The sequence below is a fragment of the Microbulbifer sp. SE14 genome (assembly GCF_059834885.1).
Window position 1 is genome coordinate 39,785 of sequence record NZ_JCBAJA010000022.1, and the last position, 25,307, is coordinate 65,091.

Genomic DNA, 25,307 nt, shown 5'->3' on the forward strand with positions numbered 1-25,307 from the left:
ACGGATACACCCCTATGGTCCCTGCACCGCGACCGGCATCCTCCGGCAGATACCTCCGCCTCCCCGCCTCGCTGCTGGCAGCCGCCCTGCTGCTCGGCGCCTGCGCCCAACAGCAGGCGGTGCCCGCAGCCGCCGAGGCGCCACAACTGGCAGCCGACACGGCCGCGGAGCCGGACGCCGGCACCCGCCCCTTCCCGATAGATACCTTCTACACCCTGCTGGTGGCCGAGGTGGCCGGCAACCGGGAGCACTACGACATCGCCCTGCTCAACTACTACCGCCAGGCGGAACAGACCCGCGACGCCGGCGTGGCCGCCCGCGCCACCCGCATAGCGCGCTTCCTGAACGCGCGCCGCGCCGCCCTCCGGTCGGCGCAGCTGTGGGCGGAACTGGAACCCGAGGAGCCGGAAGCGCAGCTGGCCGCCACCGCGGAGCTGACCCTGGCCGGCGAACTGGACGCCGCCATGGCGCACGCGGAGAAGGCCCTGGCCCTGGGAGGGGACGCGCCGCTGCAATCGGTCGCGGCCACCGCCGTCTCCAACCGCGAGCTGTCCGAGAAGATGCTGCCGGAGTTCCGGCGCCTGGCGCAGATGTACCCGGACAACGGCGAGGTCGCCCTGGCCCACGCGATGATGCTGCGGGCCACCGAGCAGTATCCCGAGGCGCTGGCGATCGTGCGGCAGGTACAGGAACAGCACCCGGATATACTGGACGCGCCGCTGCTGGAGACACACCTGCTGGTCGACCAGGACAGGCGCCGGGAGGCCATACAACTGCTGGAGAAACTGGTGGCCATCTACCCGCGGGAGAGCCGCCTGCGCCTGCAGTATGCGCGCCTGCTGATCCGCGAGGACCTGGCATTGGCCCAGCAGCAGTTCGCGGAACTGGTGAAACAGCACCCGCGGGACGGCAACATGATCCTGTCCCTGGCGCTGATCCGCTATGAGACGGACGACTTCGCCGAGGCAAAGCCGCTGTTCGAGCGCCTGCTCGAACTGGAACAGCACGAGTCCGCCGCGCACTTTTACCTCGCCGGCATCGCCGAGCGGGAAAACGATATTCTCTCCGCCGTAGACCACTATCGCCGGGTGGAGCCAGGAAACGACTATGTCGAGGCCATCACCCGCGGCACCGAACTGCTCGCGGCCTCAGGCCGGGTCCAGCGCAACCGCGACTGGTTTGCGGAGCTGCGCCGGCGCCACCCCGAACAGGCGGAACATTTCTACCTGATGGAAGTGCAGCTGCTGAGCAAGCACGAAGAACACGGCCAGGCCCTGGAACTTGCCGACCGGGCCCTCGAGCAGCACAGTGACAGCGGCCGCCTGATCTACACCCAGGCGCTGCTCTACGAACAGCTGGGCAACGCCGCCGCCTTCGAACAGGGCATGCGCAAGCTGCTGGAACGGGACCCGGACAACCCGACGGTGCTCAACGCGCTGGGTTACAAGCTGATCGAGGACAGCGCGCGCCTGGACGAGGCGCTCGCGCTGATCGGCAAGGCGCTGGAGCTGCGCCCGGACGACCCGGCTATCATCGACAGTATGGGTTGGGTACAGTACCGTCTCGGCAACCACAGCGAAGCGGTGAAATACCTGCAAGAGGCCATGGAAAAGATGCCCAACCACGAAATCGCCGCGCACCTGGGCGAAGTGCTGTGGATGCAGGGCAACCGCGAGCGGGCCATGGAGGTCTGGCAGCAGGGCCTGAAAATCAATCCGCAGAGCAAAGTCATCCCGGCGGCGATGAAGCGCCTGCAAATCAACGAATCACTGGAACAACATGCATCCGACACGTGAAGAAACGGGACTCGGGACTCGGGACTCGGGACTCGGTAAATGCGCCCCCCTCTCCCGCTTGCGGGAGAGGGGCTGGGGGAGAGGGTTTACAAGCTACTTGCTGCCCGGTTTTTTCGCGCTGCTGCTCGCCGCCTGCGCAGGCCAGCAACCACAGCCGCAACCGCAACCGCCGGCCACGGTGGAATCACCGACTTCGGTGGCGCAGCTGCAGCACTGGACCATCAAGGGCAAGCTGGGTGTGCGCTCGCCCGACGAAAACGGCAGCGCCAACCTGAACTGGCAACAGCAGGCGGCATCCAATTACCGCATCAACCTCAGCGGCCCGCTGGGCGCCGGCGCCACGGTGATCACCGGCAGCCCCGCCGGCGTCAACCTGCAGCGGGGCGACGATCCACCGGTGCAGGCACCCAGCGCGGCACAGCTCACCATGCAGACCCTGGGCTGGCCACTGCCGATCGACGAGATGTTCTACTGGGTCCGAGGTCTGGCCGCCCCCGGCCCTGCCGCCAGCCAGCAGCGCAATGCGCAGGGACAGCTGCAGAGCCTGCAGCAATCCGGCTGGCAGCTGGATTTCAGCGGCTACCAGAACCGGGGACCCTATGTCCTGCCGACGCGTATCAATGCATCCACGCGCGGCGCGGCGGGGCCGGTGACGGTGAAGCTGGTGATCAAGGAGTGGCTGTTCTGAATGATGAATGCGGAATGATGAATAATGATGAATGATGAACAGGTGGTGAGCGGGTATCATTCATCATTGATTCGCGCCATCCATGGCGCTCACCCGCTGGGCGCCTGCGGCGTCCAAATTTGATCCCAGCAAATTTGTCATTATTCATCATTACTTCATGCAGCTCCCCGCCCCCGCCAAGCTCAACCTGATCCTCCGCATCCTCGGCCGCCGGCCCGACGGCTACCACGAACTGCAGACACTGTTCCAACTACTGGACTTCGGCGATTCGCTGGAGTTCGAATTGCGCGATGACAATGGAATCAGCGTGGATGCCGGCAGTCTCGATATTCCACTGCAGGACAACCTGATCTACCGCGCCGGACGCCTGCTGCAGCAGAAAACCGGTTGCGATAAGGGTGCGCATATCCGCCTGCAGAAAAACCTGCCCCAGGGCGGTGGTATCGGCGGCGGCAGTTCGGACGCGGCCACGGCGCTGCTGGGGCTCAACCACATCTGGGGCTGCGGCCTGACCCTCGACCAACTGGCGGAGCTGGGCCGACAGCTGGGGGCAGATGTGCCGGTGTTTGTGCGCGGTCGCACCGCCTGGGCCGAGGGCGTGGGTGAAATATTGACTCCGGTGAACACCGCATCGCGCAACTACCTGGTGCTTGTGCCCGATTGCGCGGTCAGCACCGCGGCGGTTTTTGGCCACCCGCGTTTGACAAGAGATTCCGCCGCAATTAAATTAGCGCACCTTCGCAAGGGGCCAGGGGGTGAGCCGGCACTGGACGGCGACTGGCTGGAGCGACACTCCGGCAACGATTGCCAAGCACTGGTCGAAAGCCTTTACCCGGAAATCCGTGCAGCCAGAGAGTGGCTGCAACAGTTCGCCAGGGCGCAACTGACCGGTACCGGGGCCTGCGTATTCGCAGCTTTTGACTCGGCAGAGGCAGCCAAGCATGTGTTCGCCGAACTGCCGCCGAAATGGAGCGGCTTTGTCGCCGCCGGGGTGCAGGAATCTCCCGCCCACCGGCAGCTCGCGAAGATTGCGTCCGCACCCAAACCTGCATTTGGGTGAGGCGCAAATTTTACTGGGGCGTAGCCAAGCGGTAAGGCAGCGGGTTTTGATCCCGTCATGCGTAGGTTCGAATCCTACCGCCCCAGCCATTTTATCAGGCTGCGAAAATGCCTGAACGAAACTGCTGGGCGCGACAGGTTCGAGCCGGAGGCGGCGCAGCCGCCGGAGACCAGCGAGCCCGCAGGGCGAAGCTAATCCTACCGCCCCAGCCATTTCTTTCCAGATCCTCCGCGGCCGCCTGTGCCGCCCGGCAAAAGGTGACGCAAACGCGCGCTAACAGCTTTCACAATTGCAGGCATCTACACTTTTTCACTTCCAGACAGAACCAAAGGGACTCTTACAGTGGCTGACTTAATGGTCTTTACCGGCAACGCAAACCCGGAACTGGCACAGAAAATTGTCGACCATATGGCGATCCCCCTGGGCGAAGCGGTGGTCAAGCGCTTCTCCGACGGCGAGATCGCGGTGGAAATCACCGATAACGTGCGCGGCCGCGACGTCTTCGTGGTGCAGTCCACCTGTCAGCCCACCAACCGCAACCTGATGGAGCTGATCCTGCTGGTGGACGCCCTGCGTCGCGCCTCCGCCGGCCGCATCACCGCGGTGGTACCCTACTTCGGTTATGCGCGCCAGGACCGCCGCGTGCGCTCCCAGCGGGTGCCGATTTCCGCGAAAGTGGTCGCGGACATGATGGTCAGCGTGGGTATCGACCGGGTACTGACCGTGGACCTGCACGCCGAGCAGATCCAGGGCTTCTTCGACGTGCCGGTGGACAACGTCTACGGCTCCTCGGTGCTGCTGGACGATATCGAGCGCCAGAGCTACGAAAACCTGGTGGTGGTCTCCCCGGATATCGGCGGCGTAGTGCGCGCCCGCGCCGTGGCCAAGAGCCTGGACTGCGACCTGGCCATCATCGACAAACGCCGCCCGGCCGCCAACGTGGCCGAGGTGATGAACATCATCGGCGAGGTGGACGGCCGCACCTGCCTGCTGGTGGACGACATGGTCGACACCGCCGGCACCCTGTGCAACGCCGCCAACGCCCTCAAGGAGCACGGCGCCCTGAAGGTGGTGGCCTACTGTACCCACCCGGTGCTGTCCGGCAAGGCGATCGACAACCTGAACAATTCCGTACTGGATGAGCTGGTGGTCACCGACTCCATCCCCCTGGGCGACAAGATGGAAAAGGCCCCGAAGATCCGCCAGCTGACCCTCTCCGCCATGCTGGCCGAATCCATGCGCCGCATCAGCAACGAGGAATCGCTGTCGGCGATGTTCCGCTGACCCGTCACCTCACCTCACCTGCAGGGGCGAACCTTGTGTTCGCCCGAGGCGGGGTTGTTCCGCGGCTGGTGCAGTGGCGGCCCTGCTACCGGTGGATGTTTGCGGAACACGGGCTAGGCGCCCCCCCTTAATACATCCCTGCAGGCTAGGCAGCGAGGCCCCTCCCGCTGACAGTCCCGCAAACAGCCACCGGCATCAGGGCCTTCGCATCGAAACCGTCGTTTTGATCGCCTTTATTGAGGGCGAACACAAGGTTCGCCCCTACTGGCGTACCCCCGCCGATTCCCGTAGAATACGCGCCCGCCCGGCTCCGCCGGGCGTTTACTATTGGATTGAAGCAATCCGATTTACAACAATGCCAGGGCGGTCCGGTCGCAGGTCGCTCTGGGCAGACAACCCGAGGTTTACCCCATGTCTGATATCAAACTGAACGCCAACGTCCGCAGCGACGAAGGGAAAGGTGCGAGCCGCCGCCTGCGTCGCCTGGAAGGTCGTGTCCCCGGCATCGTATACGGTGGCAAGGCCGAGCCGCAGTCCATCTCCGTACTGCAGAAGGACCTGTTCAAGGCCCTGGAAAACGAGGCCTTCTTCTCCTCCGTCCTGTCCCTGGACGTAGACGGCAAGAAAGACACCGTGATCCTGCGCGACCTGCAGCGCCACCCGGCCAAGCCGATCCTGCTGCACGTTGACTTCCAGCGCGTATCTGCCGATACCAAGGTGCACGTGAAAGTGCCGCTGCACTTCCTGAATGAAGACACCTGCAAGGGCGTCAAGGCCGGCGGTATCGTGTCCCACACCCTGACCGAGCTGGAAATCAGCGCCCCGGCCTCCAAGCTGCCCGAGTTCATCGAAGTGGACCTGGCCAACCTGGAAATGGACGGCATCCTGCACATCTCCGACCTCAAGCTGCCGGCCGGTGTAGAGTCTGTGGACCTGAGCCACGGCGCCGACCACGACCTGGTTGTAGCCTCAGTGCACAAGCCGCGCGGCGCCATCGAAGCCGAAGCGGAAGCCGCTGAAGGCGAGAGCGGCGAAGAGTAAGACCCTTGTCTAAGGCACCGGACACGCCAATCCAGTTGATCGTGGGCCTGGGCAATCCCGGCCCCGAATACGACCGGACACGCCACAACGCCGGTGCCGACTTCGTCGCCGAGCTGGCGCGCCACTGCGGCGCCCAGCTCGCGCCGGACAGCAAGTACCACGGCCTCAGCGGCCGGGTGCGGATCGGCGGCCGGGAAGTGCGCCTGCTGGTTCCCACCACATTCATGAATCGCAGCGGCCAGTCTGTCGGCCCGCTGGCAAACTTCTTCAAGATTCCCGCCGAAGCCATACTGGTGGCCCACGACGAACTGGACCTGCCCCCGGGAACCGCGCGCCTGAAAGCCGGCGGCGGACACGGCGGCCACAACGGCCTGCGGGACATCATCTCCGCCCTGGGCAACAACCGCGACTTCATGCGCCTGCGCCTCGGCATAGGCCACCCGGGCAGCGCCCGCGACGTGGTCAATTATGTGCTGCAGCGCGCCCCCAGAGCGGAACAGGAACAACTGGCCGAAGCCATCGACCGCGCCGTCGATGTGATGCCCGCCGCCGTCTCCGGCGACTGGGGCGCGGCCATGAAAACGCTGCACACGCAACAAACGGGACGCGGGACGCGGGACTCGGGACTCGGGAAAAACGCCTAAATCCAACTGCCGAGCCAATTCTCGGCGCTGTGGGAGCCTGCCCTGCAGGCGATCAACGACTGGAATAGCAAAATTATGGGATTCACTTGTGGAATCGTCGGATTGCCCAACGTGGGCAAATCCACCCTGTTCAACGCCCTGACCAAGGCGGGCATCGACGCCGAGAACTTCCCCTTCTGCACCATTGAGCCCAACGCCGGCGTGGTGCCGGTACCGGACCCGCGCCTCGACAAGCTGGCGGAGATCGTCAAGCCGCAGAAGGTGATCCCCACCACCATGGAGTTCACCGATATCGCCGGCCTGGTGGCCGGCGCCTCCAAGGGCGAGGGCCTGGGCAACAAGTTCCTCGCCAACATCCGCGAGACCGACGCCATCGCCCACGTGGTGCGCTGCTTCGAGGACGACAACGTCATCCACGTGTCCAACCAGGTGCACCCGGTGGCGGATATCGAGGTAATCAACACCGAGCTGGCACTGGCCGACCTGGACACCGTGGAGAAGGCACTGCAGCGCTACAGCCGCGCCGCCAAGGGCCAGGACAAGCACGCCATCAGGATGAAGGCGCTGCTGGAAAAGATCCTGCCGCACCTCGACGAGGCCAAGCCGTTGCGCTCCTTCAATCTCGCCGAAGGGGGCCTGTCCGACGAGGAGTTCGAGAACCTCCGCGAGCTGAGCCTGCTCACGGTCAAGCCGACCATGTACATCGCCAACGTGCACGAGGACGGCTTCGAGAACAACCCGCACTTGGACGCGGTGGCCGCCATCGCCGCCGAGGAGAACGCGGTGCTGGTGCCCATCTGCAACAAGCTGGAGTCGGAAATCGCCGAGCTGGACGACGACGAGAAGCAGGAATTCCTCGAGGAACTGGGCATGGAAGAGCCGGGCCTGAACCGCGTCATCCGCGCCGGCTACCAGTTGCTGGGCCTGCACACCTACTTCACCGCCGGGGTCAAGGAAGTGCGCGCCTGGACCATCCCCGTCGGCGCCACCGCGCCCCAGGCGGCGGGCAAGATCCACACCGACTTCGAGAAGGGCTTTATCCGCGCCGAGGTAGTCGGTTATGCCGACTTCGTCGCCTACAAGGGCGAGGCCGGCGCCAAGGAAGCGGGCAAATGGCGTCTGGAAGGCAAGGACTATGTCGTCGCGGACGGCGACGTTATCCACTTCCGCTTTAACGTCTGATGCCTTACGCACCGCCGGCCATGATGGCCGGCGGTGTACCCGCCCCAGCCGCCGGCACCCCGCACCTTGCCGATCCCGCCGGCGATGCGGAAAGCCTGGAACTTGACCAGCCCAGTGCCAACGTCTTGACCCGACCGCTCAGCCGCCTGTCCGTTGTTGATCGCAAGTCTAAGAAATTATCGACGCCGAAGGTGAAACACCATTGCTGCTGAAGGACATTCGCAAGGATTTGCTGATGGACAAGGATGGCCTGATTGAGAAACTTGAAGCACATTTCGCCAAGTTCCCTGTACTGCGAAACCCGGAAGAGCGGATCAGGGCATGCATTATTGGCGTCGCGTAGATTTTGTTACTTTTCTGTGCCTTTCCCCAGCGCCGCGCCAGGGTTCTGATTACGCAGAACACGGACAATCAGTACGCTGTCACCGTCCATACGATAGTAGATACTGTGACTGCCATAGACACTGCGCCGATACCCCGGCCGCACGTCATCAATGGCCCGACAGAGAAGCGGCTGTTCCGCCAGTTGATCGAAGCGCGCCTGCATGCCGGCAGCGTAAGCATCGGCCTACATTAATCCGAATGTCTGCACCCCGAACAGATAGATGGACTCGAAGTCCTCATCGGCGCGCTTGCTCAGTCTATATCCGGCCATCCTTTTTTAGCCCTTCCCTGGCAGCGCGGAGAATGTCATCCGGCCTACGCTCACTGATTCCGCTCCGCTCACCCTCAACCAGGGCCGCGCGAAGCTGCTCTATTTCGGAGTTGCGCTCCTGATCGCGCCGGATCAGATCACGGAAGTATTCGCTGTCATTGGTGAAATCGCCGCTGGCGATGCGCGACTTGACCCAGTCGCTTTGCTGGTCTGTCAGCGTGATGGTTTTGCGTACAGTAGCCATGCCAACCTCAAAACATACAAAATCATACTATTGGTGCCACAAAGCATACTATTACCCACCGCTAACAACAACACCAAACAGGACTCATCCCCCTTAACTGCTCCTTCAACAACTTTCCCTGCCTAAAATGACTTTCGTGATGTAGCATCTGTCGCGTTTTTGTGTTGTATCTTGCCCTTGTATCTCTTGGCCCGCGTGTCGCCACTTCCGCCAGAGCGCAGATCAACGCCTGCTCCCCCACTACCGGAAAAGCAATGCCTCAATCCAACTGGAAAATCGGCCTCCCCCTGGCCCTGATCACCGCCTTCATGTGGGCCCTGCTGCCGATCGCCCTCAAGGGCCTGCTGGACAGCGTCACCGCCACCACCGCCACCTGGTACCGCTTCGTCGGCGCCGCGGTACTGGCGGGCGGCTACTACGGCTGGACGCGGCGCCTCAACCTGCGCCAGTTGTTCGACCGCGCCCTGCTGCCCTTCACCCTCTTCGCCGTGGCCGGCCTGCTGACCAACTACCTGACCTACGCCACAGGCCTCAACTACATTACCGCCGGCGCGGCGCAGATAGTGATCCAGCTGGCGCCACTGATGCTGTTGATCTCCAGCGTACTGTGGCTCGGCGAACACTTCTCGCCGCGCCAGTGGCTGGGCGTGGCCATGGTCGCCGCCGGCCTGCCGCTCTTTTTCAACCAGCGGCTGTCCGAACTGGCCAGCGGTGCCGCCGGCGACTACCTGCTGGGCCTCGGCTTTATCGTCGTCGCCGCGATCGGCTGGGCGATATACGGCTTCTTCCAGAAAAAGATACTGAGCCGCGCCTCCTCCCAGGACCTGCTGGTGCTGATCTATATCGCCGGCACCCTCTGCTTCCTGCCGAAGGCGGATCCGTTCAGTGTGGTCCAGTTGGACTGGGTCGGCTGGGCGCTGCTGATCTTCCTGACCGCCAATACCCTGATCGCCTACGGCGCCTTCAGCAAGGCCCTGGCCAACTGGGAGGCCTCCCGCGTCAGCGCCACCCTGGCGCTGGTACCGCTGATGACCCTGGCGCTGAGCGCCCTGATAGGTGCCCTCTGGCCCGGCTATATTGAAGTGGAGCCCCTGAACTGGATCAGCTGGCTGGGGGCGGCCGCAGTGGTCTGCGGCTCGCTGTTTGCGGCTATCGGTAAAGGTCGATAGGGCTCTTTTGCGGCTATCGGCAAAGGCCGCCAGGCGCGACTGGAAGCGCCTGGTCGGCGGCTGGAGAAAATCGCTAACTTACTGAAAAGACAACGAAAACAGGGGTTGACAGCCCCGCCCCGGCGCCCGATAATGCGCGCCCTCGGTAAGGCCCCAAGGGCAGTATGTACCGGGAGAGAAAGTGGCAAGGTAGCTCAGCCGGTTAGAGCGCAGCACTCATAATGCTGAGGTCGGGAGTTCAAGTCTCCCCCTTGCTACCATTTTCAACTCGCGAATCGTCGATTCGCAGTCCTGCAACTGGGGCGTAGCCAAGCGGTAAGGCAGCGGGTTTTGATCCCGTCATGCGTAGGTTCGAATCCTACCGCCCCAGCCATTTTCTCTTATTCAGCCAAGACAACTCCTGGACTCCGAGCCGCGACCTACTCTCAGCCTTTTGGACTAGGCCGTTCCCGACAGCTCCGTGCGCACGCCGGACACTTCCCGATCTATCGCACTGCCAGCGGCCATTCGCAGCCCCAGACGCCGCAGCCACTCGAAACCCAGTAGACAGATACCCACGGCGATCAGGGCCGCCAGCAGCCCCAGTTGGCCCAGCGCATCCCGCTCGGCCGTACAGGTCCACACAAACTGCACCACGCAGAGCACCGCCACGACCAACAGCGTCGGCCGCCGCCCGATCAGGCCGACAATAAACACACCCAAGGGCGCCCCCAAGGCCACCACTGGTGCCGCGGCCAGCCAGTTACCGAACACCTGTGGCTGCCAGTCCCCGGCCAGGCTCTTCACCGCAACCCCGACCAGCGAGGTGAAAGCCATGATCACCACCGAGGTGGGAATCGCCACCTTCAGATCCACCCGGCACAGCAGCACCAGCGCCGCGTAGATCACCATATCGATGCCGACGCCGGTCACCGCCGCCGCGAAGGCCCCCGCCAGCATTCCCAGCAGCAGGCCGACACGGAAATCCCGCCGCGGACACTGCCCCGCGCTCTCGCTATGCGACGTGATCTCACCGAGGCGGTACAGATGCAGAACCCCAAAGCTGCCCCAGATCACCGCAAACGCCAGCTTGATCCATAGCTCCGGGATCAGCGGCGCCACAAACAGAATGCCGAGCGGCGTGCCTATCAAAGCCCCCAGCATGGCCCCGCGCAACATGGACCAGGCCAGCGGCTGACGGCGGCAGAGGATAAAGATACTGGCACTGACCATGCCGATGGACTGCACCGCGAAGCTGAAGTCGCGGCCGAGACTGGCGGGAGTGTCGAACAGTAGCACCAGGACGGGGAAGCCCACGGTTCCGCCGCCCATGGGCGTGGAGCCGGCGGCGTAGCTGCCGATGGCCATGGCGAGGGCCATGGGCCAGTTTTCACGGGCAAGATCCCAATGACCCAAGCCCGCGACCAGAATCAGCCAGGCGCAGTAAAACGCAGCCAGGAAAAGTAGCCATATCCACAGAAAACTGCGTTCACGTGGAGCTCGGAAGCGGGAGAGAAGTGCCATGGGATGTATGGGATATGAGGAGCAGGCTTCACCCGGAGCAGCCCGGCTCCGGACGGGCGCGCCATGGCCTGAGCCGCCAGGGCGCGCGGACTCAGATCAAACTCAGGCGCCGGCCTGCATCTTCGCCAGCTTGGAAAACTGGTGCAGCGAGCCCAGCTGCGCATACAGCGGCGGCAGGAAACCGCGCTTGCGGAAATCAGCGAAATCTTCCTCGCTCAGCTCACCCAGCTTCTTCTCATCGACGATGTACAGGCCGCTCAGATTGATCTTTTCTTCACCGGCATTGACCGTCACGGTCTGGGAGGTCAGCAATTCCTTTTCCACCAGGACATTGACGAAAGCCTTGGTCATCTGGTCGCTCTCCAGGAAGCTCACCAGAGTCTCTTTCTTGGCCTTCAGGTAGTCTGTCTCCTCACCCGAGTCGGAAAACAGCGCATTGCCCTCCTCCTCGCTGACCAGCGGGCTGTTTTCGATCAGCCCGACCATCAGTTGGTCGCTACCCTTTCCAGCGGGAGCCAGCACGAAGGGGTGGTTGCGGATACTGCCCGGCACAAAGACCCCTTTCCACTTGTCGCCATCGACAAACAGGTTCTCGCCGACCTTCAGGCCCAGCAGGGCCACGGACTGGAACTGGCCGGTATCGGAATTCTTGACAAAAACGATCGGGTATTCGGCACCCAGGCGGGAGAACTCGTGGGCGGTCACCGGCACCATATGGGCGCTCTTGACGTGCTCAAAGGAGCCCAGTTCGCGGATTTTCAGCTTGCCGTGGGCGTCGCTGCGCAGGGGGACGATTTTGGGGGCTTCTGCAGTGGCCATACAACACCTTATCAATTTGAAGTTATTCTAAAAAAACCCGCTTAGTATATTTTTTATACTCGAAAAGGGAAGCAGAAAGTTACACCAGTCGGCGCCTAGATACCAGGCCTCCCCTAAAAACAGACTTCAAGCGCCCGCCACGACAACCCTCGAGTCAGCTCCCAGCAGAGCGGCACGGGCCTCAAGGAGAAGCAATACAGGATGCGGAAAGCGGTGTTGTGCCGCTACGAGTACCCAACAAAGACATTCGCGGTGAGGCGCCCAGTATCAGGGCACAGGCTGATACTCCGATCCCCCCCGATATTGGCGCTGTGGAGCAGCCGTCCCCGGTATATGACCAAGCGGTTAAAACGTGCAGGCACAAACCCCACCTTAGTGAAAAGATCATCGGAATCTGAAAAATACTTCTTTGGCCTTCTACTTCTATTCAGCTCTTCGAAACAGCAATCCAGATAGCGGTCACACCGCTCCGGGGATATCGACTCAAACCCCGTGCTGTTGTGCCTATAAAAGCCGGTGCCTCCATGGCTGTCATCGCATAGATACAGCAGGATGGCAAAGAAATAGGGATCACTAGCGTCGAAATGCGGGATTCTTTGCAAAGGCCCCAGATTCTCCTCAGGCACCGAAATCAAATTTAGCGCCTCCTGGTATGTTTTCAACTCGGCCCGCGGGGGAACTTCAAACTCGGATCGCACTATAGAGTCAACGTGAGCTCTAACTTTCGCGCCATATTCCGCAGGTCCCGCAGCACGCACGCCGGGATACCCTTTGCGTTCTATCGCGACTGCGTAAGGCATGAACTCCACCCTCCTGGCAAACTCAATAAGTTCATCTGGATTCTCAAGAAAATCATCCAGGATGATGACTTTGTTTTTTTCCTCGCCCAACTCTAGCACTTTCATAATAAAATTGACCCTGACTGAAAGTTAGCGCTACCGAAAGAAGGTACACCACAGCTCACCCACAAGGTGCACTCATTTGACGCAACTGTCGTTGCAGCTCCGACAACCAAGCCCGATGCGACATCAGATCCACCGCCGCTTTTTCTGACTTAACCTGGAAATCGTGTATGATTTCCTTAGCCCTAGCTCCTTCCTGGGCACTCACGGCAATGCTCTTTGTCGAGTAGCACATTCCATACAAGACAAAAAGGTGATTTTCCACCCCAAAAATATCAAAAGTGCTGAAAAAGTCAGTACTTTTTGGTGTTGTTACTGACCAACGCTCCAACCTCTCAGAAAGCACATCAGACATAGTCGCATTTTCCGTACAGTCCACCCAGAACTCGGTGTCTCTGCGGTCGGAAATGCAGTAGTGGAGCTGAACAAAGTCTATGATACGCTCCCACGTGTAGCGAACAGCCCTGTTGTAATAACCGGATAAAGAGGACACATCGTCCTTAAACCTTGGAAAACTCTTCGCCAACATATTGGCAGAAAAATCCGTAACAAGAATCGATGTTGCCTCCAAAGGCTCTACAAACCCCTGAGCCAACCCCAAAGCGACACAGTTCTTCTTCCAGAAATCCTGACGAAAGCCAATCTTCATGGGTATTTTTCTGACTTGCCCCAACTCTAGAGGACGACCTACATATTTTGAAAATTCGCTTACCGCTTCGGCCTCGGACAAGTGAGTACTGGAGTAAACCAGCCCCAATCCTCTTCTAGTTGTCAAAGGTATATCCCAAATCCAGCCAGCCTTGTGCGCCAACGCAGTAGTATAAGGTTGAATTTCGCTGTCTCCGGGCGTTGATTCCTGGAGCACCAGTGCTGAGTCAGTCAGTATCTGAGAAGATTTATCCTCAAACGGCGTCTTCAGCGCCTGCCCCAACAAAACAGCACTGAATCCGCTGCAATCTATATAAAAGTCAAATTTTTCCTCTACTCCAGTTGTATAGATAAGCGAATCGATACTACCGTCCGAACTTATCCTGACATCCTTTACTGTTTCAAACTTGTGCTTTACTCCAAATCTTTTTCTCGCGTTTCTGGCGATCAGATCTGAGAATTTTCCAGCATTGAAATGATAGGCATAGTCGACCGACCCAATATAGGGAGGAGAGGATCTATGCTTGGGACAACGGTTGTTTTCTGCCACCGGGTAAATGTCAGACAACCTGGAAAACTCGAGACTCTCATTCTCCTGCAACCAATAGTTCGTAACATCAAACCCCTCTGGATAGGGGGAGCTGAAGGGGTGATAGTAGTAATGCTTCGGCGAACCCGCCTTTACCGACGACCAGTTGGAAAATTTAATTCCCGTCTTAAATGTTGCATCACAACTGGACAGCAGATCCACTTCAGAGACGCCGAATTTTTTCAGGGTCTCCTTGATCCTGGGTACAGTACCCTCACCGACCCCGATCACTGGAACATCCTTGGATTCGATAAGTGTGATTTCGATGTCGGGATCTCGAGATAACTCCACACCGAGATGATTGGCTGCCATCCAACCCGCCGTCCCGCCACCAACAATAGCAATCTTTCTTATTTTCATCTTACCAATCTCCAGACAAAAAAAAGCCCAGCAGTTAGCCGGGCTTTTCTTAGCTCTGATCCTTAGAACTTATAGCTGGCGCCCAGCTGGTAGACGGCCTCACCCTGGAATGACCAGGCCGGGAAGCCCTCTTGCAAAGAAGCCTTCATGCCGGTCGCAGCGCTTTCAGTGCCGGCTGCACCGTACTGGATATCATCCTCCTCAAGCACATTGATTGCCTCGAAGGTAACGTCCAGGCTTTCGGTAGCATACCAGTTAAAGCTCAGGTCCAGAGAACCATAGTCGTCGTGCATGCGGTTACCATACCAGAAACCGCCGTCTCGAATCAGGTACTCAGAACGATAGTTGTACGCTGCGCGAACAGAGATCACATCATTTTCCCAGTAACCCACCAGGTTATATGCATGCTCTGAAGACTCGGTGAAGATAGGCAGCTGATCCATAAACGCTTCTTCAGGTGCTTCAGCGTCGGTATAGGTGTAATTAGCCGCTATACCAAATCCATTGTCGAAAGCGTGCTGAATCTGCAGCTCGATACCCTGGATATCGGCACCACCGGCATTCTCCAGCGTCTCGATATTCCAACTATCACCGCCATCCGGATCCACCAGGCCGATAGACTGGTCAGTGAGGAAACTGGAGGTTACAAAGTCGTCGATAGACTTGACGAAGTAGGTTGCGGAAACCAGGTTGCCATCGCCGTAGTAGTATTCGAGTGCGAGATCGAAGTTAGTGGACTTCATCGGACTCAGGCTTTCGCTACCAAGCCGCGCAGTCTGGTTGAGTGCATTGCTGTCGTCGAAACCGGAGTAGGAAACCAGCATATCGTCGTAGTTCGGGCGCGAGATGGTCTGAGAGGCCGCGGCGCGGAGTACAACTTCTTCAGACAGTTCGTATACGACGTTAACGCTCGGCAGAACATCGCTGTAGTCGGCGTTGTGATCTGTCAGAGAATAGCTGTAGCCGTTGTTGCGCGGCAGATCACCGGCAGCCAGGGCGGAACCGTCCAGTTTGTACTGGGTACGGGTGATGTCGGTAGAGACATAGCGCAGACCGAAATTACCGCTAACCGCGCCGGACTCGAATTCGAACATGCCGTACAGCGCAGTGTTCTCTTCGGTCAGATCTGAGTAACCGGCACGAGCCTCAACCCACTCGTCGATACTCGCTCGGGTCGCGGCAACCATGGCACCCAGGTTGGGCTTGGGTGCAGTGAAACCCTGGGAGCCAACCTCGAAAGAGCCACCATAAATGTCAGAGGACGCAACCTGAACCGGGTCGGTGATCACGCCGCGATAGGCGCGACGGTTTACTTCGTGATCGGTCCAGCGAACGCCGGTTTTGAAAGAGGTCAGAATGCCGGCTTCAAGGTCGAACTCGACATCTACTTGTGCGTAAACCTCTTCGTCATTGGCCGGGCCACTACCGACTGCCCAACCTTCGGGAGAAAGGGTATCGCCGTAGTCATCCAGAGTCAGGCTCGGATCCATGGTCGGGTGGATTTTGATTTCTTTGCCGGTTGCATCAATGGAACCTTCCCACAGAGACATGGTGTCGCCCGCGCGAATGCTCGGGAAGTGAGAGAAGTTGGTGGTGAAATCGGTACCGCCGTCGGCCTTGGAGGAACCGATGTTGCCGCTTACACGGAAACCATCCCCCTCGTATTCAGTTCCGAAATCGAATGTCTTGGAGCTCATCGAAGACAGGCGGCCCCAGGTCTGGTTGAAGGTTTCGTTGCCTAGGGAGCCACTGGCCCAACCCGGAGCGAGGTCACCGGCTTGCGAATTTTCGGTGGTGCTGGAAGTACACAGACCCGCTGCATTAGTGGTGTGGCAGGTCAGGCCACCATTGTCGAACAGGGAGAACAGGTACAGGCTGGTGTTGGTGTTGTTTGCCTCCAGGTCCAGGGACATGGAGTGCAGCGTAAAGGAGAGGCTTTCGCTCGGGGCGTACTGCAGAGTTACGTCCAGCGCCTTGCGCTCACGCTCCTGCAGGAAGGTAGTCGGTGCTACGTCACCCCACCAGCGGTAGTCGGACTCGGTACCGCGACGCACATACTCACTGTCTTCCGCTGCAGCGGATACCAGTACACCAAAAGTCTCGGAGTCATTTTTCCAACTGTACAAGCCAGACACTTCCGGTGCCAGCTCGTCGCTGACGGTTCCTATTTTTGCGGTGGTGCCAAACCAGGCAGTGTTTGCGTCCAGATCCAGCGGCTTGCGGGTCTTGACGATTACGGTACCGCCGACACCACCTTCGTTCAGATCAGCCTGGGAAGTCTTGTAAACCTCGATACCACCGATCAGCTCAGAAGGCAGTAAAGAGTAGTTAAAGCTGCGGTCTACCGGGATCTGATCGAACCAGCCAGTGGACGCGACATTTTGCCCATTCAGCTGGGTCAGGGTCATCTGCGGAGCTGCACCGCGGATGGATACAGAGGCACCTTGACCGAATGCGCGACCTACGGTGATACCGGGAATACGCCCCAGAGCTTCACCGACATCAGAGTCCGGGAACTTGCCAACATCTTCCGCCGATACGGCGTCAACCAGGCTGGTTGCGCCGCGCTTGATATTTACAGCGTCTTGCAGAGCTCCACGAATACCAGTAACAGTAACCTCTTCCAGAGCTTCGCCACTGTCCTGAGCAACCGCAAGCGGAGCCACCAGGCCACCGGTCAGGACAGCCGCACTGATGGAGAGTGCGAGTTTGTTGCGCTTAAGCATTGATTTCCCCTTCCTTTTTTATTGATATAAAGGTTTGGTTAGAAATTTTTTTCACCTTGTACCGCCAAATGATAGCGCTGTCATTCATTTTTATGATAGCGCTGTCATTCTCACGGAAGACAATACACAGAAAAAAAATAAAAAGCTACTGCTTAAAGGGCCATTTAACCCGCAGTTGGCTTAACTCAGCGCAGATATTGCCGAGGAAATTCCAAAGACAGCCAAAGTTTCTTATAAAACAACAAGTTATGGCACTTTCCGGCAGCTATATTGGCAAAGGTCAAATAGTCATAAATGACAGAAAAATGGCTGCTAATACCACGACGCTGATCATCAAATAAACAGCGGGAGATATAGCGAAGCGAGATCAGAGTCTGGAAGGTTTGTTTCTCCCTCGCCGCTCGGCGAGGGAGAAACGGGTTGAGCAAAAACTACTCGATTTCCTTGATGCGCATCGAGCTGGTGTGGCCGCCGACGTTCAGGCGCTCGCCCTGGGTGATCAGGATGCGCTGCCCCTTCTGCAGGTCCAGGCGGGAGCCCAGTACCTCGATGATCGACTCGGTCAGGTGACCGAGGGGCACGGAGGCGGGGTCGAACTCCACCGGCTCCACGCCGCGCAGCAGCACCAGTTGGCGCGCCACGCGCGGGTGGCGGGTCAGGGCGTAGATCGGCAGCCGGGTGGTGGCGCGGGACATGATGCGCGGGGTACGGCCGGACTCGGTCAGGGCCGCTATCGCACAGAGGTTCTCCACCCGTGCGGCCACGTCGATGGCCGCCTGGGCGATCACCGTGTCGATGCGCTCGGAGGCAGCCTGGCTTGCAACGGGACGCGGTACGCTACCCAGGTACTGCTCGGCGCCGACAATCACCTCGCTCATGGACTCGACCGCGGCCACCGGGTAGTCACCGGCGGCGGTTTCCGCGGACAGCATCACCGCGTCGGTGCCGTCCAGCACTGCGTTGGCCACGTCCATCACCTCGGCGCGGGTGGGCGTCGGGCTGGTGATCATAGACTCCATCATCTGGGTGGCGGTGATCACGCCGCGGTTCAGGGCGTTGGCGCGGTTGATCAGTTTTTTCTGCACACCGATCAGGGCGGGATCGCCGATCTCCACCCCCAGGTCGCCGCGGGCGACCATGATGGCGTCGGCAGCCCGGATCAGGTTGTCCATCTGCTCGTCGTCGGCGACCGCTTCGGCGCGCTCCACCTTGGCGACGATAGCCGCCTGGCTGCCCGCCTCCTGCATGGCGCGGCGCGCGGTCTCCAGGTCTTCCGCACAGCGCGGGAAGCTCACCGCGAGAAAGTCCACTTCGAGTTCCGCCGCCAATTTGATATCGCGGTAATCCTTTTCCGTCAGTGCGGGCGCGGACAGGCCGCCACCGAGCAGGTTGATGCCCTTGTTGTTGGACAGCTTACCGCCCTGCATCACCCGACAGTAGAGCTTGGTGGGCGTGGTGCCGGTGACTTCGAGGCGGATCTTGCCGTCGTCCAGCAGCAGTATGTTGCCCGCCTTGCAGTCGGCGATCAGGCTCGGGTAGTCCACGTTGACCCGGCGCTGGTCCCCGCCATCCGCCGGGCAGTCCAGGTCCAGGGCAAACTCGCTGTTGTTTTCCAGCCAGATGCTGCCCTCGGCGAAACGCGCGATGCGGATCTTCGGGCCCTGCAGGTCGCCCAGCACGGCAACCATCTTGTTCTGCGCGGCTGAAGCGCGGCGCACTTCCTCGACCCGGCGCCGGTGATCATCGGCGGAGCCGTGGGAAAAATTCAGGCGCACGATGTTGACACCGGCGCGGATCATCTCCTCGATGACATGGGGCTTGTCGGTGCCGGGACCTAAAGTGGCGACGATTTTAGTATGGCGAATCATAGGGACCAGTTGAAATTTATTTTGGAAATTAGAAGATCCAGGGGAATAACCCTCTCCCCCCCGGCCCCTCTCCCGCAAGCGGGAGAGGGCAGCAACAGGAAAAAACTTAGGCGGTTTCAGCTATGGCAGAATCAAGCTGCAGCGCCTCCGCCATGGCCAGGCTGGTGTCGAGCATGCGGTGGGAGAAGCCCCACTCGTTGTCGTACCAGGCCATCACCTTGACCAGGTTGCCGTTGACGCGGGTGTGGTTGGCGTCGAAGTGACTGGATGCGGTGGTGTGGTTGAAGTCGGACGATACCAGCGGCTGCTCACAGCAGGTCAGCACACCACCGCTGGCCTCCGCAGCCGCCCGCATGATGGCATTGACCTCATCCACAGTGGTCTCGCGGCCGGCGATAAACTGGCAGTCCACCAGGGACACATTGTTTACCGGCACGCGCACGGCCATGCCGTCCAGAAGGCCCTTCAGTTCCGGCAGTACCAGGCCCACAGCCGCGGCGGCGCCGGTCTTGGTGGGAATCATGTTATCGGCGGCGGCGCGGGCACGGTAGATATCCTTGTGCACCGCGTCCTGGGTGTTCTGGTCGTTGGTATAGGCGTGCACGGTGGTCATAAAGCCGCGCTCTATGCCCAGTTCGCGGTGCAGCGCCTTGGCCACCGGCGCCAGGCAGTTGGTGGTGCAGGAGGCGTTGGACACCACCTTGTGATCCGCGGTCAGCCTGTCGTCGTTCACGCCGTAAACCACGGTCAGGTCCGCGTCCTTGGAAGGTGCGCTGATCAGGACCGCCTTGGCGCCGGCCTTCAGGTGTGCGGAGGCCGCAGCCTTGTCTGTAAACAGGCCGGTGCACTCCAGCACCAGGTCCACGCCCAACTCTTCCCACGGCAGCTGCGCCGGATCGCGCTCCTGGCAGACCTGCACGCGGTCACCACCGATAACCAGCGCGTCGCCGTCGACCGCGACTTCGGTGTTGAAACGGCCGTGCACCGTGTCGAAACGGGTCAGGTGTGCGTTGGACTCCACCGGTGCCAGGTCGTTGATCGCGACCAGCTGCACGCGATCGTTGTAGCCGGATTCGTAGATGGCGCGGGTGACGTTACGACCGATGCGGCCGTAGCCGTTGATGGCAATTTTAATTTTCATCTCGCTTACCCTCATTATTTGAATTTGCTAATTCCTTTCTCGCTCACCGGTTGCCCGATGTGGCGATCGCGGCCGTGGGATGCCCCGACCGCTCCACATATTCACGGTGCCTTTGGCCCTAGAATTCCGCCGCCTGTTTGGCCAGGCGGGTGATTTCCGCCCATCTTTGTTCGCGCACCAGGTTCGCCGTCGCCATCCAGGAACCGCCCACGCAGACCACATTGGGCAGCGCCAGATAGTCCCTGGCGTTATTGGGGCCAATACCGCCGGTGGGACAGAATTTCACCTGCGACAGGGGGCCGCCGATGGATTTCAGCATCGGCACGCCGCCGGCGGCCTGGGCCGGGAAAAACTTCTGGTAGCGATAGCCGCGCTCCAGCAGGCGCATCACCTCGGATGGATTGGCCGCACCGGGGAGCAGTGGCACCTCGGTACTTTCCACTGCGTCCAGCAGTTGTTCGGTGGCGCCGGGACTGACCATGAAGGTCGCACCGGCGTCCACGGAGCGGCGGATGTCGTCGCCGTTCAGCACTGTGCCGGTACCGACGTGGGCATCCGGCAGGTGTTTGGCGATCTGCTCCACGGCAGCCAGCGCCGCCTCGGTGCGCAAGGTGACTTCGAGAACATTCAGCCCCCCCTCCACCAGTGCTTCCGCGAGCGGCAGGGCGTCCACTGTTTTTTCGATGACCAGTACCGGGACGACGACCGCCTGTTCCAGTACTTCAGCGAGATTGTTTTGCATCATTAAATTCCAGTTTTTCGTTTACCGGGGAAGCCCCTCCCCCGGCCCGTGGATTCGGGCCATCCATGGCCCTCACCCGCTTCGCGGGCGCCTTCGGCGTCCAAATCGGCAGTCCTGCCGATTTGTCCCCGCAAGCGGGGAGAGTTCTTTACGGCGCCCAGTAGACAGTCACCGGTTTCAGGCCCTGCCTGAGAATGCTACGCACCGGCATCTCCAGTTCGTCGCTGCCGAGCAGCGCCTCGCGGTAGACCTTCAGTTTTTCGTCGCCGGTGATCAGCAACTTGATATCTCTTGCCTGCAGAATGGCCGCCAGGGTCAGGGTCATACGTTCCGTATGGCTGCCGGTGACTTCGCTCTGCTTGGCGGTAATGGCGCTGCACAGCTTTTGCGAGTTCGGGTCCAGCGCCGCCTGCAGCCCCTCAGCGTGCGGGAACAGGGAGGCGGTGTGGCCGTCGCTGCCCATGCCCAGCACGCAGACGTCGAAGGGTTTCGGCAGTTCGCCGTAACCTCGCTCGCAGTCCGCCTCGCCCTCGGCAGCGGTGCCGTGCGGGGTTTTCATGCCCAGGAAGGGCGCCTCGGCGGCGCAGTTCTGCAGCAGGCTCTTTTCGATAAACGCCTGGTTACTGCCGTTTTCGGTCCTGTCCACCCAGCGCTCGTCCACCAGGCCGACGGTGATCTGCGTCCAGGGCAGTGGCCTTTTCGAGAGCTCGCGATACACCGGCTCCGGTGTGCTGCCGCCGGATACCAGGAAGCTGGCCTGGCCGCGCTCCTTGATGCCCCTCTGCAGTTCGCAGGCGCAGTCGTGGGTCAGGGCCTGCACCAGGCGCTCGCGATCCGAATAAAATTTTTCTTCTACCATTGCATCCCTCTCCCTTACTGGGCGTTGAACCAGTGGCGGCCGTCGCGGGCCAGCAGTTCGCTGGCGGCCTGGGGGCCCCAGCTGCCGGCGCGGTATAGATGCGGCTGGTTGTTGGTGTCGCGCCAGTGATCGATGATCGGATCAATCCAGGCCCAGGCCGCTGCGACTTCCTCGCGGTGAATGAACAGTGCGGAATTATTGGCCGCTGCGTCCAGCATCAGGCGCTTGTAGGCGTCGCTGCGGAAAACGTCGTAGGTATCGGACAGGGTCAGGTTCAGTTCCACCGGCCGCAGTTCCATGGCCAGGCTGTCCATCTTCTTCGCCATCAGTACCAGCTTGATGCTTTCCTCGGGCTGCAGGCGGATCACCAGGCGGTTGGGCAGCACCTCCCCCGCCTCCGGACTGAACACACGGTGGGAGACCTTCTTGTACTGAATCACTATCTCGGCACAGCGCTTCTCCATACGCTTGCCGGTGCGCAGATAGAAGGGCACGCCGGCCCAGCGCCAGTTGTCGATATGGGCGCGTATGGCAACGAAGGTTTCGGTGCCGCTGGTGGCCGCCTCCAGCTCCTCCAGGTAGCCGGGCACCAGCTCTGTGCCGAGGCCACCGGCAACGTACTGGCCGCGGACGATATTTTCGTCCACCGCCGCGTCCACCAGCGGGCGCAGCGCCTCCAGCACCTTGATTTTCTCGGCGCGGATATTTTTCGCCGACATGCTGTTGGGGGATTCCATCGCGATCAGACACAGCAGCTGCAACAGGTGGTTCTGCACCATGTCGCGCAGCGCGCCCGTCTCATCGTAGAAGCCCGCCCTGCCCTCCAGGCCGACGGTCTCGGAGATGCTGATCTGGATATGGTCGATGGTGCTGGCGTCCCACAGGTGCTCGAAGAGCACATTGCTGAAGCGCAGCGCCAGCAGGTTCTGGACGGTTTCCTTACCGAGGTAGTGATCGATGCGGAAAATGCTTTCTTCGGGAAAATAGCTGGCAATCTTGCTGTTAATTTCGTCGGAAGTCCGCGCGTTGTAGCCCAGGGGCTTTTCCACCACCACGCGGGACTGTTCGTGAATCAGCCCTTTCAGGGAAAGGTTCTCGCAGCAGGGGCCGAACACCGCCGGCGGAATCGCCAGGTAGAAGAGGCGCACCCGTTCGGGATCGCTGCCGAGAATATCCGCCAGCTGGTCCCACTGCTCGTCCGGCACCGCGATATCCAGGGCCACGGCGCGCAGCAGCTGGCTGAACTCCTGCCAGACGCTCTCGCTGTACTCGCCTTCGCGCAGGTGCGTTTTCAGTGCCTGCTGGGCAGTGTCCAGATACTGGTCCGCGTCCTCCTGGCGACGGCATACCGGCAGTATGCGACAGCCCTCTGCCAGGCTGCCCTCCATATGGGCGCGGTACAGGGCCGGGATCAGCTTGCGCAGCGCCAGGTCACCGCCGCCGCCAAACAACACCATGTCAAAGGGGTTAGCCATAGGATTTCTCTGAATTTTTCCTGTTTTTGGTGCGCGCGGCGCACCCTACGCAGCTGTGTAGGGTGCGCCGTGCGCACCGCAATTCATCAATAAAGAATACTGGCACCGCTCTCGGCGCCGCTGGCCAGTGCGCGCATATTGGCGAACAGCTCGCGGCCCATACCGCTGGCGCTCTCCGACAGGTCGCACTGGGCCGGCTCCCGCGCCGCCAGTTCGGCGTCGTCCAAGTGTACGCGCAGTATTCCGGCGCTGGAGTCCAGCTCGATCAGGTCGCCGTCGCGGAGCCTGGCGATGGGGCCACCCTCGACCGCCTCCGGCGATATGTGAATCGCCGCCGGCACCTTGCCGGAGGCACCGGACATGCGGCCGTCGGTTATCAACGCCACCTTGAAGCCGCGATCCTGCAGCACGCCCAGGGTCGGGGTCAGCTTGTGCAGTTCCGGCATGCCGTTGGCCTGCGGGCCCTGGAAGCGCACCACGGCGATAAAGTCTTTCTCCAGCTCGCCGGCCTTGAAGCGCTCCAGCAGCTGGTCCTGGCTGTCGAAGACCACTGCCGGCGCCTTCACGTGCAGGTGCTCGGACTTGAGCGCGGAGACCTTGATCACGCTGCGGCCCAGGTTTCCCTCCAGCAACTGCAGTCCGCCGTGGTGGGAGAAGGGTTCGCTCACCGGGCGGATGACTTCGGGATCACCGCTCTTCTCCGGGGTCGGGCGCCAGACGACGCCGCTCTTGTCCTCGCTGAGGAAGGGGTCCTGGCAGTAGGGCTTCATACCGGAGTTGCCGAGTACCGTGTGCACGTCGTCGTGCAGCAGGCCGGCGCCCAGCAGTTCGCGAATCAGGAACTGCATGCCGCCGGCAGCGGCGAAGTGGTTGATGTCGGCGGTGCCGTTCGGGTAGACGTGGCACAACAGTGGCACCACGTCGGACAGCTCCGCCATATCCTGCCAGGTCAGTTGGATACCGGCGGCGCGGGCCATGGCCACCAGGTGCAGCGTGTGGTTGGTGGAGCCCCCGGTGGCGAGCAGGCCGACGATGCCGTTGACGAAGGCCTTCTCGGTCAGAATCTTGGCGATAGGCGTGTGCTGGCTGGGCTCGGTAATCTGCACCAGCTGCTTGACCGCGGCCTCGTTCAGCGCGCTGCGCAGCTCGGTGCCCGGGTTCACGAAGGAGCTGCCCGGCAGCTGCAGGCCCATGATTTCCACCAGCATCTGGTTGGAGTTGGCTGTGCCGTAGAAGGTGCAGGTGCCAGGGCTGTGGTAGGAGGCACTCTCCGCCTCCAGCAGTTCCTTGCGGCCCACCTTGCCCTCGGCGTAGAGCTGGCGCACGCGCACTTTCTCAGAATTCGACAGGCCAGTAGGCATGGGGCCCGCCGGCACGAATACCGCCGGCAGATGGCCGAAGGCCAGGGCGCCGATCACCAGCCCGGGAACAATCTTGTCGCAGATGCCGAGATACATGGCCCCCTCGAACACGTCGTGGGAAAGGGCAATGGCCGTGGACATGGCGATCACGTCGCGGGAAAAGAGGGAGAGCTCCATGCCGGCGCGACCCTGGGTCACGCCGTCGCACATGGCCGGCACGCCGCCGGCCACCTGGGCGGTGGCGCCGCAGCGGGCGGCGGCCTCTTTCAGCAGCGGCGGATAGGTGCCGTAGGGCTGGTGCGCCGACAGCATGTCGTTGTAGGCGGTGACTATCGCCAGGTTGGGCCCGCGTCCGGAGGCGATCAGGTTCTTGTCCTCCTCGGTGGAGGCGGCGATGGCGTGGGCCAGGTTGCCGCAGGACAGGCGGCTGCTGGCGCGACCCTCGAAGTGGGCCTTGTCGACCTGCGCGAGATACTGCGCGCGGGTCTCCTCGCTGCGCTCGATAATCCGCTCGGTAACTGCTCGAACCTTGCTGTGTACCATAACTCTTC

The 25,307-nt window shown here is 61.0% G+C and carries 21 protein-coding genes, 3 tRNA genes and 1 pseudogene; 12 read left to right on the forward strand and 13 right to left on the reverse strand.

The window, feature by feature from the left end:
- Nucleotides 1-14 precede the first annotated feature (14 nt).
- From AC6R19_RS15400 to AC6R19_RS15440, 9 genes are all read left to right on the forward strand, one after another.
- Nucleotides 15-1,796: a tetratricopeptide repeat protein gene (locus AC6R19_RS15400; protein ID WP_500580726.1), complete on the forward strand. Its 1,782-nt coding sequence runs from the start codon at nucleotides 15-17 to the stop codon at nucleotides 1,794-1,796.
- Nucleotides 1,797-1,893: 97 nt separating this feature from the next.
- Complete coding sequence (gene lolB, locus AC6R19_RS15405) at nucleotides 1,894-2,484, forward strand: lipoprotein insertase outer membrane protein LolB (protein ID WP_500580727.1); 591 nt, start codon at nucleotides 1,894-1,896, stop codon at nucleotides 2,482-2,484.
- 157 nt (nucleotides 2,485-2,641) lie between these two features.
- The gene (ispE, locus tag AC6R19_RS15410) at nucleotides 2,642-3,544 is read left to right on the forward strand and encodes a 4-(cytidine 5'-diphospho)-2-C-methyl-D-erythritol kinase (RefSeq protein WP_500580728.1); all 903 of its coding nucleotides are present in this window, start codon (nucleotides 2,642-2,644) and stop codon (nucleotides 3,542-3,544) included.
- A gap of 14 nt (nucleotides 3,545-3,558) precedes the next feature.
- Nucleotides 3,559-3,633 (forward strand) — tRNA-Gln (locus AC6R19_RS15415).
- Nucleotides 3,634-3,898: 265 nt separating this feature from the next.
- On the forward strand, nucleotides 3,899-4,828 hold the full coding sequence (locus AC6R19_RS15420) for a ribose-phosphate pyrophosphokinase (protein WP_500580773.1): 930 nt from the start codon (nucleotides 3,899-3,901) through the stop codon (nucleotides 4,826-4,828).
- Between the two features lie 411 nt (nucleotides 4,829-5,239).
- On the forward strand, nucleotides 5,240-5,869 hold the full coding sequence (locus AC6R19_RS15425; RefSeq protein ID WP_500580729.1) for a 50S ribosomal protein L25/general stress protein Ctc: 630 nt from the start codon (nucleotides 5,240-5,242) through the stop codon (nucleotides 5,867-5,869).
- A 5-nt stretch (nucleotides 5,870-5,874) separates the two neighbouring features.
- The gene (gene pth, locus AC6R19_RS15430) at nucleotides 5,875-6,513 is read left to right on the forward strand and encodes an aminoacyl-tRNA hydrolase (RefSeq protein ID WP_500580730.1); all 639 of its coding nucleotides are present in this window, start codon (nucleotides 5,875-5,877) and stop codon (nucleotides 6,511-6,513) included.
- Between the two features lie 75 nt (nucleotides 6,514-6,588).
- The gene (gene ychF / locus AC6R19_RS15435) at nucleotides 6,589-7,695 is read left to right on the forward strand and encodes a redox-regulated ATPase YchF (protein ID WP_500580731.1); all 1,107 of its coding nucleotides are present in this window, start codon (nucleotides 6,589-6,591) and stop codon (nucleotides 7,693-7,695) included.
- A 202-nt stretch (nucleotides 7,696-7,897) separates the two neighbouring features.
- Complete coding sequence (locus AC6R19_RS15440; RefSeq protein WP_500580732.1) at nucleotides 7,898-8,038, forward strand: hypothetical protein; 141 nt, start codon at nucleotides 7,898-7,900, stop codon at nucleotides 8,036-8,038.
- A 6-nt stretch (nucleotides 8,039-8,044) separates the two neighbouring features.
- Here AC6R19_RS15440 and AC6R19_RS15445 read toward each other — a convergent pair.
- Nucleotides 8,045-8,251 (reverse strand): annotated as a pseudogene (locus AC6R19_RS15445) (type II toxin-antitoxin system RelE/ParE family toxin); the annotation flags it as partial.
- Between the two features lie 85 nt (nucleotides 8,252-8,336).
- Nucleotides 8,337-8,594: a type II toxin-antitoxin system ParD family antitoxin gene (locus AC6R19_RS15450; RefSeq protein ID WP_500580733.1), complete on the reverse strand. Its 258-nt coding sequence runs from the start codon at nucleotides 8,592-8,594 to the stop codon at nucleotides 8,337-8,339.
- A gap of 254 nt (nucleotides 8,595-8,848) precedes the next feature.
- On the opposite strand from AC6R19_RS15450, the gene AC6R19_RS15455 reads away from it, so the two are divergent.
- The 3 genes from AC6R19_RS15455 (at nucleotide 8,849) to AC6R19_RS15465 (ending at nucleotide 10,136) form a co-directional block, all read left to right on the forward strand.
- Entirely contained in the window at nucleotides 8,849-9,763 is a 915-nt protein-coding gene (locus AC6R19_RS15455; protein ID WP_500580734.1) for a DMT family transporter, read from the forward strand.
- A gap of 183 nt (nucleotides 9,764-9,946) precedes the next feature.
- A tRNA-Met gene (locus AC6R19_RS15460) sits at nucleotides 9,947-10,023 on the forward strand.
- 38 nt (nucleotides 10,024-10,061) lie between these two features.
- Nucleotides 10,062-10,136, forward strand: a tRNA-Gln gene (locus AC6R19_RS15465).
- A gap of 65 nt (nucleotides 10,137-10,201) precedes the next feature.
- Here AC6R19_RS15465 and AC6R19_RS15470 read toward each other — a convergent pair.
- From AC6R19_RS15470 to edd, 11 genes are all read right to left on the reverse strand, one after another.
- Nucleotides 10,202-11,122, reverse strand: a complete 921-nt coding sequence (locus AC6R19_RS15470) for a sulfite exporter TauE/SafE family protein (RefSeq protein WP_500580735.1) — start codon at nucleotides 11,120-11,122, stop codon at nucleotides 10,202-10,204.
- A 246-nt stretch (nucleotides 11,123-11,368) separates the two neighbouring features.
- Complete coding sequence (locus AC6R19_RS15475; protein WP_500580736.1) at nucleotides 11,369-12,085, reverse strand: SapC family protein; 717 nt, start codon at nucleotides 12,083-12,085, stop codon at nucleotides 11,369-11,371.
- 224 nt (nucleotides 12,086-12,309) lie between these two features.
- Nucleotides 12,310-12,990 carry a DUF6445 family protein gene (locus AC6R19_RS15480; protein ID WP_500580737.1) on the reverse strand — a complete coding sequence of 227 codons (681 nt, stop codon included), beginning with the start codon at nucleotides 12,988-12,990 and terminating at the stop codon, nucleotides 12,310-12,312.
- 55 nt (nucleotides 12,991-13,045) lie between these two features.
- Nucleotides 13,046-14,584: a tryptophan halogenase family protein gene (locus AC6R19_RS15485; RefSeq protein WP_500580738.1), complete on the reverse strand. Its 1,539-nt coding sequence runs from the start codon at nucleotides 14,582-14,584 to the stop codon at nucleotides 13,046-13,048.
- Between the two features lie 62 nt (nucleotides 14,585-14,646).
- Nucleotides 14,647-17,310, reverse strand: a complete 2,664-nt coding sequence (locus AC6R19_RS15490) for a TonB-dependent receptor (RefSeq protein WP_500580739.1) — start codon at nucleotides 17,308-17,310, stop codon at nucleotides 14,647-14,649.
- A gap of 431 nt (nucleotides 17,311-17,741) precedes the next feature.
- A complete protein-coding gene (gene pyk, locus AC6R19_RS15495) occupies nucleotides 17,742-19,178 on the reverse strand; it encodes a pyruvate kinase (RefSeq protein ID WP_500580740.1) in 1,437 nt (478 codons plus the stop codon).
- Nucleotides 19,179-19,284: 106 nt separating this feature from the next.
- The gene (gene gap, locus AC6R19_RS15500) at nucleotides 19,285-20,319 is read right to left on the reverse strand and encodes a type I glyceraldehyde-3-phosphate dehydrogenase (protein ID WP_500580741.1); all 1,035 of its coding nucleotides are present in this window, start codon (nucleotides 20,317-20,319) and stop codon (nucleotides 19,285-19,287) included.
- A gap of 118 nt (nucleotides 20,320-20,437) precedes the next feature.
- Nucleotides 20,438-21,061 (reverse strand): bifunctional 4-hydroxy-2-oxoglutarate aldolase/2-dehydro-3-deoxy-phosphogluconate aldolase, encoded by a 624-nt coding sequence (locus AC6R19_RS15505; RefSeq protein WP_500580742.1) that lies wholly within the window; start codon nucleotides 21,059-21,061, stop codon nucleotides 20,438-20,440.
- Between the two features lie 148 nt (nucleotides 21,062-21,209).
- A complete protein-coding gene (gene pgl / locus AC6R19_RS15510; RefSeq protein ID WP_500580743.1) occupies nucleotides 21,210-21,920 on the reverse strand; it encodes a 6-phosphogluconolactonase in 711 nt (236 codons plus the stop codon).
- A 14-nt stretch (nucleotides 21,921-21,934) separates the two neighbouring features.
- Nucleotides 21,935-23,395, reverse strand: coding sequence for a glucose-6-phosphate dehydrogenase (gene zwf, locus AC6R19_RS15515; RefSeq protein ID WP_500580744.1), 1,461 nt, complete (start codon nucleotides 23,393-23,395; stop codon nucleotides 21,935-21,937).
- An 86-nt stretch (nucleotides 23,396-23,481) separates the two neighbouring features.
- Nucleotides 23,482-25,299, reverse strand: coding sequence for a phosphogluconate dehydratase (gene edd, locus AC6R19_RS15520; RefSeq protein WP_500580745.1), 1,818 nt, complete (start codon nucleotides 25,297-25,299; stop codon nucleotides 23,482-23,484).
- Between the last annotated feature and the right edge of the window lie 8 nt (nucleotides 25,300-25,307).

Excerpts from the sequence above, each read along its gene's own strand:
- AC6R19_RS15425 (WP_500580729.1), top strand. The coding sequence starts at position 5,240 with ATGTCTGATATCAAACTGAACGCCAACGTCCGCAGCGACGAAGGGAAA.
- pgl (WP_500580743.1), bottom strand. The coding sequence starts at position 21,920 with ATGGTAGAAGAAAAATTTTATTCGGATCGCGAGCGCCTGGTGCAGGCC.
- AC6R19_RS15480 (WP_500580737.1), bottom strand. The coding sequence starts at position 12,990 with ATGAAAGTGCTAGAGTTGGGCGAGGAAAAAAACAAAGTCATCATCCTG.
- AC6R19_RS15400 (WP_500580726.1), top strand. The coding sequence starts at position 15 with ATGGTCCCTGCACCGCGACCGGCATCCTCCGGCAGATACCTCCGCCTC.
- AC6R19_RS15505 (WP_500580742.1), bottom strand. The coding sequence starts at position 21,061 with ATGCAAAACAATCTCGCTGAAGTACTGGAACAGGCGGTCGTCGTCCCG.
- zwf (WP_500580744.1), bottom strand. The coding sequence starts at position 23,395 with ATGGCTAACCCCTTTGACATGGTGTTGTTTGGCGGCGGCGGTGACCTG.
- AC6R19_RS15490 (WP_500580739.1), bottom strand. The coding sequence starts at position 17,310 with ATGCTTAAGCGCAACAAACTCGCACTCTCCATCAGTGCGGCTGTCCTG.
- edd (WP_500580745.1), bottom strand. The coding sequence starts at position 25,299 with ATGGTACACAGCAAGGTTCGAGCAGTTACCGAGCGGATTATCGAGCGC.
- AC6R19_RS15475 (WP_500580736.1), bottom strand. The coding sequence starts at position 12,085 with ATGGCCACTGCAGAAGCCCCCAAAATCGTCCCCCTGCGCAGCGACGCC.
- pyk (WP_500580740.1), bottom strand. The coding sequence starts at position 19,178 with ATGATTCGCCATACTAAAATCGTCGCCACTTTAGGTCCCGGCACCGAC.
- AC6R19_RS15420 (WP_500580773.1), top strand. The coding sequence starts at position 3,899 with ATGGTCTTTACCGGCAACGCAAACCCGGAACTGGCACAGAAAATTGTC.
- ychF (WP_500580731.1), top strand. The coding sequence starts at position 6,589 with ATGGGATTCACTTGTGGAATCGTCGGATTGCCCAACGTGGGCAAATCC.
- AC6R19_RS15455 (WP_500580734.1), top strand. The coding sequence starts at position 8,849 with ATGCCTCAATCCAACTGGAAAATCGGCCTCCCCCTGGCCCTGATCACC.
- ispE (WP_500580728.1), top strand. The coding sequence starts at position 2,642 with ATGCAGCTCCCCGCCCCCGCCAAGCTCAACCTGATCCTCCGCATCCTC.
- AC6R19_RS15485 (WP_500580738.1), bottom strand. The coding sequence starts at position 14,584 with ATGAAAATAAGAAAGATTGCTATTGTTGGTGGCGGGACGGCGGGTTGG.
- AC6R19_RS15450 (WP_500580733.1), bottom strand. The coding sequence starts at position 8,594 with ATGGCTACTGTACGCAAAACCATCACGCTGACAGACCAGCAAAGCGAC.
- gap (WP_500580741.1), bottom strand. The coding sequence starts at position 20,319 with ATGAAAATTAAAATTGCCATCAACGGCTACGGCCGCATCGGTCGTAAC.
- AC6R19_RS15470 (WP_500580735.1), bottom strand. The coding sequence starts at position 11,122 with ATGGCCCTCGCCATGGCCATCGGCAGCTACGCCGCCGGCTCCACGCCC.